Annotated in this window: 6 protein-coding genes; 3 read left to right on the forward strand and 3 right to left on the reverse strand. The window is 42.8% G+C overall.

Features of this window, described 5'->3' with window-relative positions; translation table 11 throughout:
* Positions 1-75 precede the first annotated feature (75 nt).
* Both ABMY41_RS07585 and ABMY41_RS07590 read right to left on the reverse strand, forming a co-directional pair.
* On the reverse strand, positions 76-1,116 hold the full coding sequence (locus ABMY41_RS07585; RefSeq protein ID WP_055021514.1) for a Glu/Leu/Phe/Val dehydrogenase: 1,041 nt from the start codon (positions 1,114-1,116) through the stop codon (positions 76-78).
* 404 nt (positions 1,117-1,520) lie between these two features.
* Entirely contained in the window at positions 1,521-3,047 is a 1,527-nt protein-coding gene (locus ABMY41_RS07590; RefSeq protein ID WP_054551614.1) for a fumarate hydratase, read from the reverse strand.
* A 181-nt stretch (positions 3,048-3,228) separates the two neighbouring features.
* Here ABMY41_RS07590 and pabB point away from each other — a divergent pair, with 181 nt between their 5' ends.
* The 3 genes from pabB (at position 3,229) to ABMY41_RS07605 (ending at position 6,646) form a co-directional block, all read left to right on the forward strand.
* Positions 3,229-4,572, forward strand: coding sequence for an aminodeoxychorismate synthase component I (gene pabB, locus ABMY41_RS07595; RefSeq protein WP_349274426.1), 1,344 nt, complete (start codon positions 3,229-3,231; stop codon positions 4,570-4,572).
* A gap of 17 nt (positions 4,573-4,589) precedes the next feature.
* Positions 4,590-5,168 carry a CoA pyrophosphatase gene (locus ABMY41_RS07600; protein WP_251599818.1) on the forward strand — a complete coding sequence of 193 codons (579 nt, stop codon included), beginning with the start codon at positions 4,590-4,592 and terminating at the stop codon, positions 5,166-5,168.
* A gap of 101 nt (positions 5,169-5,269) precedes the next feature.
* Positions 5,270-6,646 carry an L-serine ammonia-lyase gene (locus tag ABMY41_RS07605; RefSeq protein WP_062566218.1) on the forward strand — a complete coding sequence of 459 codons (1,377 nt, stop codon included), beginning with the start codon at positions 5,270-5,272 and terminating at the stop codon, positions 6,644-6,646.
* A gap of 52 nt (positions 6,647-6,698) precedes the next feature.
* On the opposite strand, the gene ABMY41_RS07610 is transcribed toward ABMY41_RS07605, so the two are convergent.
* On the reverse strand, positions 6,699-7,640 hold a 942-nt coding region (locus ABMY41_RS07610), incomplete at its 5' end, for an IS4 family transposase (RefSeq protein ID WP_349274427.1).

Below are 7,640 nucleotides of genomic sequence, written 5' to 3' on the forward strand. Positions count from 1 at the left end.
CTTGATGCGATAAATAACAGGTAAAAAGGTGCGACTTGCGCACCTTTTTACCTGTAAATTTATCGATTTACTAAATTATAAGCCGTTTTCGATGATTTCTAATGCTAGTTCATCGGCAATTAAATGCGTCGACTTCTGCTCTTTTTCAGAGCGAGCAAAGATTTCTGTTAGCGTATCAAAAATGCCTTCAACGTGCTTCGTTGATGCTTCTGCACTGTAACCTTCTGGTGCAGTTTCGTAATAAACGTTGATAATACCACCTGCGTTAATTACGTAATCTGGTGCGTATAAGATACCTTTTTCGCGGATGATCTCACCGTGACGAGACTCTGCTAATTGGTTATTCGCACAACCTGCAATAATTGTTGCTTTTAAACGCGGGATAGTCGTGTCATTTACCGTTGCGCCAAGTGCACATGGTGCATACACATCAACATCTAAGTCGTAGATTTCATCAATACCCACAGCCGTTGCATTGAAGTCATTTACAACACGCTCAACAGCTTGTTCGTTGATATCTGTTACAAATAATGTTGCGCCCGCTTCATGTAGGTGTTTACAAAGGCCATATGCTACTGCACCTAAACCTTGCACGGCTACTTTGATACCAGCAAGATCTTGATGACCTCGTTGATGTTGTAAAGCCGCTTTAATACCTAAGAATGTACCATATGCTGTGAACGGTGAAGGGTTACCACTTTTACCTTCAAGGCCTAATACATAGTTAGTTTCTTTATTCATGATAGCCACATCATCACATGTGATGTTTACATCTTCAGCTGAATAGTAGCTACCGCTTAAACGCTCTAACTGACGACCAAATGCACGGAAAAGTTGCTCTGATTTAATTTCTTTAGCATTACCGATGATCACTGACTTACCGCCACCAAATGGTAAACGTGCCACAGCATTTTTGTAGGTCATACCTTTTGATAAACGAAGTGCATCAGTAACAGCATCTTCATCAGTTGTGTAGTCCCACATTCTGCAACCACCAACCGCTGGACCTAACTTGGTATTGTGAACCGCGATAATAGCTTTTAGGCCTGATTCTTTATCTGAACAAAACACCACTTGCTCGTGGTTATCAAAGTCGACTTTATTAAATACAGCCACAGTTAAATACTCCGAAATTTTCTTACCCTAAGGGGTGTGAGCGCTGAAAGTGCCGAGACTTTATCACTTCATATGCTCCCTTGCCACTAAATGAGATGATAAAACTAAGCAAAGTTCTCAGGCCGAAATAACAACTCAAAAACTAACACTTTATGGAAAAAATATACCAATCAATGTACTCATTAAGCATTGTTAATTCAAAACAAAATATTAACATTACAAACTTTATTACGTGAACGTAAAGGTAAAGTATAGCGTAAAGAAAAAGTGACAAGAAAAATGTGCCAATAAAGCCAAGTAAAATCGGCTTTTTAAAGAGATGTTAGAGAAATAGCTGAGACTGGTCAGAGCTGAAAAAAAAAACGGCGCAGGTGCGCCGTTTTTTTAAGAGAGTTGCAAGATGGTTACTTTAATTTACCATCAAGTTCTTCAATTTTTGCTTTCCAAATAGCAGGGCCTTGCGTATGCGCATTGGCGCCTTCACTATCAACAGCAACCGTTACTGGCATATCTTCTACTTCAAACTCGTAGATTGCTTCCATACCTAAATCTTCGAACGCAACAACACGTGCTTTCTTGATTGCTTTAGATACAAGGTACGCTGCACCACCTACTGCCATTAAGTAGATAGATTTATTGTTTTTGATTGATTCAACTGTTGCAGGACCACGCTCTGCTTTACCAATCATACCGATGATGCCCGTTTTTTCTAACATCATATCAGTGAATTTATCCATACGCGTTGCAGTTGTAGGGCCAGCAGGGCCTACGGCTTCATCACCCACTGCATCTACAGGGCCAACGTAGTAGATAAACTTGTTATCAAAATCAACGCCTTCAGGTAAACCTTCACCTGATTGGATCATATCTTGTAAACGTTTATGCGCGGCATCACGACCCGTTAAGATAGTACCAGACAGAAGAACCGTTTCACCCATCTTCCATTCTTGCGTGTCTTCTTTAGTCAGTGTGTTTAAATCAACACGACGTGTACCTTCACCCACTTCAAACGTAACTTCTGGCCAATCTTCAAGTTTAGGCGCTTTAAGATCAGCTGGGCCTGAACCATCTAATGTGAAGTGAACGTGACGAGTTGCCGCACAGTTCGGGATCATAACCACTGGTTTTGATGCTGCGTGAGTCGGTGCCGTTTTAACTTTCACATCAACCACGGTTGTTAAACCACCTAGGCCTTGTGCACCAATACCTAATTTATTAGCACGTTCGAAGATATCGATACGCATTTTTTCTTCAGTTGTTTCTGCGCCGCGCTCAATCAGCTCGTGAATATCAACCGGATCCATTAATGATTCTTTAGCAAGTACCGCAGCTTTTTCTGCAGTACCACCAATACCTATACCTAGCATGCCAGGTGGACACCAGCCCGCACCCATTGTTGGTAATGTTTTTTCAACCCATGCAGCCACATCATCAGATGGGTTAAGCATAACCATTTTCGTTTTATTTTCTGAGCCGCCGCCCTTCGCTGCCACCATTACTTCTACTTCAGCGCCTGGCACTAAGTCGATATGAACAACTGATGGAGTATTGTCTTTGGTGTTTTTACGCGTACCAGCAGGGTCTGCAACTATTGATGCACGTAATGGGTTATCTGGGTTTAAGTATGCGCGACGTGTACCTTCATCAACCATTTGCTGAACAGTCATGTCTGTTTTATCCCACTTAACATCCATACCTACTTTTACGAAACAAGTAATGATACCTGTATCTTGGCACAGTGGACGTTTACCTTCAGCAGACATACGAGAGTTAATTAAAATTTGCGCAATGGCATCTTTTGCCGCTTTGCTTTGCTCTTTGTTGTAAGCTTTTTCTAAGGCTTGTACGAAATCGAGAGGGTGATAAAAAGAAATGTATTGCAATGCATCTTCAATGCTATCAATGAAGTCTTGCTGACGAATTGTACTCATTACGGGTTCCTTAAGTTTTTATCGCGTAGCGCTGTACGTGATCCTGAGTAAACCGGTGACGAAGATTTACTCTACGGGTTAGTCATGGCATCACTATAAAGGAAATCATAACGCTGCCAATCAAATTTAACTTATGATACCCTCCTCGCCCGTTTCGGGCTAGTTATTCAGGGCAATGTAGATGATAAACGATGAAAATTTGTGCATTAAATTAGATTTAAGTGGTGATTGCATCGCGCTATTTAGTCATTTTGCTCATTTGCCCCATGCCGTTTTGCTCGATTCAGCCAATAGCGAGCATGTAAATAGCCGCTTCGATATCATTGCTATTGCCCCATTAAAGCAATTAGAAGTGCGCGAAAATACATGCTTTGTCGACGGCAAAGCACAATCAAGTGATTGTTTTAGCTTGATGAAAAAAGGCCTTCAGGACTTTAATCATACAGCTAACCCAAATAACCTGCCTTTTACAGGTGGTTGGCTTGGCTATTTTGGTTATGACTTAGGTCGTGTGATTGAAAGCATGCCAAGTACTGCCGAAAACGACATTAACATGCCGCAAATGGCTGTAGGCCTTTATCCAGATGCGCTTATTTATGATAAGCAACAGCAAAGCTGGTTTTACGTCTGTCAGCCAAATCATAATCGCTTAGCGCTATATCAGCAGCAGCTAAACGAAATACCAGCAAGTGCAAAGTTCGCGCTACAAAGCGACTGGCAGTCAAACATGAGTCAAGCCAGCTACAGCGAAAAGTTCGAGAAAATTCAAGCTTATTTAAAAAGTGGTGACTGCTACCAGATAAACCTTGCACAGCGTTTTAAAGCTGAATTTTCTGGTTCAACATGGCAAGCGTATAAACAACTTCGAGAAGCCAATAAAGCACCGTTTTCAAGCTATATAAATCACCCTGATGGCGCTATTTTATCTATTTCACCAGAGCGTTTTATTTCGATTAATCAGGGCCAAATAGAAACCAAGCCAATTAAAGGAACGCTCCCTCGTTTGGCTGACTCTGAACAAGACCAAGCGCAAGCAACTCGCTTACAACAATCAGAAAAAGACCGCGCAGAAAATGTCATGATTGTTGATCTGCTGCGCAACGATTTAGGCAAAGTGGCTCGCCCAGGTAGTGTCACCGTCCCTTCGTTATTTGCCATTGAAAGCTTTCCGGCTGTGCATCATTTAGTAAGTACTGTGCGCGCAGAGTTAGCAGATGGCAAAGATGCCGTTGACCAAATTCATGCCGCTTTCCCGGGTGGTTCAATTACCGGAGCGCCGAAAATTCGTGCTATGGAAATCATAGAAGAGCTCGAGCCGCATCGCCGTAGTGTGTACTGCGGCTCAATTGGCTATTTAAGTGCCTGTGGCAACATGGATACCAGTATCACAATTCGTACTTTAGTGTGCCACAAAGGTGCAATCTATTGCTGGGCTGGCGGTGGCATTGTGGCTGATTCAAAGGTCGACTTGGAGTACCAAGAAACTTACGATAAAGTAAATAAAATACTGCCTTTATTAAAGTAAAAGTTGAAGTAACTACCTTGAATAGTCAGCAAATAATTGCCCGTTTTAGTTTAAGTCAAACCACGAAGCGCCCAGCGACCATTCGCTTTAATGCCGAAAAGCGAGCCAGTGCTGTAATGTTACCTCTGCTTGATGTTAACGACGAAGCGCATTTATTGCTGTGCAAGCGACCTAGTTATTTACTTCATCACCCGGGGGAGATTTGCTTACCGGGTGGCAAGTATGAAGAACAAGATGACACGTTAATGCACACCGCCCTTCGAGAGCTCAATGAAGAGCTTAATATTGGCACACATCAAGTGACTGTCCACGGTAAATTACATCAGTACGCGACCCTAACCGGTTTCACTATTGAGCCTTTTGTGTGTGTGCTTAGTGAAGGCACAACGTGGCAAGCAGATCCCAACGAAGTTGCTGCCAGCTTTTTACTGCCCTTATCTTATTTAAGTAATCAACAAAATTGGCAACCCCTCCCCTTTCAGAGAAATGGCAAAACCATTACTTTGCAAGGTTTGATGACCCCCCACGGACTGCTTTGGGGAGCAACAGCGAGCATAATTAATAACTTTATAAAACAGCTCGCCCTACCAGTTTAATTATCCTGCTTTTAGGGTTACACAGGCACGTTTAAACGTTATCATGTGGCACCGTTCAAAGGCAGGTAGTATGCCGTTAATAGAAAAATGAGTAGCAAATTATGATCAGTGCATTCGATATGTTTAGTATTGGTATTGGCCCATCGTCATCTCACACTGTTGGCCCAATGCGCGCTTCGCGTTTATTTGTAAACGAACTAGAAGAAAAAAACTTACTTGCAAACGTCACCGATATTAAAGTTGAGCTATTTGGCTCACTCGGTCAAACAGGTATTGGCCATGGCTCTGGTAAAGCTGTGATCTTAGGCCTTGCCGGTTATGATCCAGAAACCATTGATGCTGATTTAGTCGACGATATCCTCGCAAAAATCGAAAAAGAACAGGTTATTTATTTAAACCAAAGCCATAAAGCCAACTTTCCGAAGCAAGGTGCGATTGTATTTCATCGTCGTAAAACATTACCAAAACATTCAAATGCAATGGAAATCATTGCCAGCCAAAATGGCGAAAAGTTATTCAGTAAAGTGTATTACTCAATCGGTGGCGGCTTTATAGTCAGTGATGATGAGTTCGAGAACGAAAAACAAAAAGCACTCGAAATCCGCGAAGAAAACCCAGCACCTTATCCGTTTAACACGGCAAAAGAGTTGTTAGAGCTATGCCGTGAGTCAGGGTTCAGTGTATCAACGCTTATGATGCACAACGAAAAAACCCTGCGCAGCGAAAAAGACATCAAAGATGAGCTGTTTAATATTTGGCAAGTAATGAAGGCCTGTATTGAACGTGGTATGCGTACAGAAGGTATCTTACCAGGCGGGTTAAAGGTAAAGCGTCGCGCCCCTAGTTTACACCTTAAATTAAATATTGAGGTAAACAACGACCCATTACGTGCTATGGATTGGGTTGATTTATTTGCCCTTGCAGTAAACGAAGAGAACGCTGCCGGCGGCCGTGTTGTTACCGCACCAACCAATGGTGCTGCAGGTATTTTGCCAGCGGTATTAATGTATTATCACACTTTCATTAAAGAAGTAGATCGTGATATCGCAACACGTTACTTATTAACGGCGGCAGCAATTGGTATTTTATATAAAAAGAACGCGTCAATTTCGGGTGCTGAAGTAGGTTGCCAAGGTGAAGTGGGCGTTGCCTGCTCAATGGCAGCGGGTGCACTAACTGAAATCATGGGTGGTAATGTAGTACAGGTTGAAAACGCTGCTGAAATCGGCATGGAGCACAACCTAGGCTTAACCTGTGACCCGGTTGGCGGTCTTGTGCAAGTACCGTGTATTGAACGTAATGCGATGGGCTCAATTAAAGCAATTAATGCGTCACGCCTTGCAATGCGTGGTTCTGGCGAGCAAAAAGTGACCCTTGATAAGGTAATTAAAACCATGCTCGACACAGGTAATGATATGAAAACGAAATACAAAGAAACCGCTCGCGGTGGCTTAGCGGTTAATATCATCGAGTGTTAATTTACAGCACCTTTTCTGCATAATAAAAAGCCGCTTTAAAGCTGTCTCTTGATCACAAGTCTGACTCAAGAGATTTAGCTAAATCGTAGCCTTCTAGGATGGCTTGTAATTTAAGCCATCCTTGCCATAACACGCTGACCGATGCACGCCCTGTGCGCTTGGTATCTTTCCAGCCTCCTAGCTTTGCCAGCTCTTCATATGCCCATGACATATTTGGGGTGGTTTCAGGCAAGGGGGTTTTTATTCTCTTTAACCATAATAGCTTCCATGCTTTGGGAGATAACAGTTGTTCACAACTTGGCGAGTCTGGTAGCTCATTGGCGAACTTTAGTTGCAATATTCGTGTAGCAATAAAACCATTTATCGTCACCAACCTTTCCATGTTTTCTTGGCTTTGCAGGCGTAAACTTTCGATATCTGTGCCATCACTCTTCCAGACTTTATGGTATTCCTCAACAAGCCAACGGTGCTCATAATATGTGATGATGGCTAAGGCGTCTTCTTTGCTAGTGACTGGCTCACTGCTTAATAGGTGCCAGCTTAGGTCGTTTTTAGAGTTTCCTCGCTCTGTACACCCGACATAGTAAACTGGGAGGGATTCTCCTTTCTTATTGTAAGGTGCTTTGAGCGTTACTGGTGCATAGGTGATATCCAATGTTGCGCTACGGGCTTTTCTTCCTCCTTTTTGTGCAATCTGGATTTGTTTGGTGCCTGCACTTTTCAGCTCGCTTGCAAACGCATAGAGCTTATCCTCACCTTCTTCAATATGACGGCTTTGCATCGAGCGCACGACAAATCGTTGCTGCTCGGCCAGTTTGTATTGCAAATATTCGTAAATGTCTGCTTCGCGGTCACACACCGAAATCACGTTTGCCATTTGTTCTTGCAGCCGCTCTGCCATTGCTCGTGACGCTGACTCCCATTTATAGCCTTCTTTTTCTTCGTAAGGAGTCGTTGCGTGTTTTTCCCTTTTGCCAATCGTGTTGATATCTCG

The sequence above is a fragment of the Pseudoalteromonas sp. BZA4 genome (assembly GCF_040104395.1).
Lineage (GTDB): Bacteria > Pseudomonadota > Gammaproteobacteria > Enterobacterales > Alteromonadaceae > Pseudoalteromonas.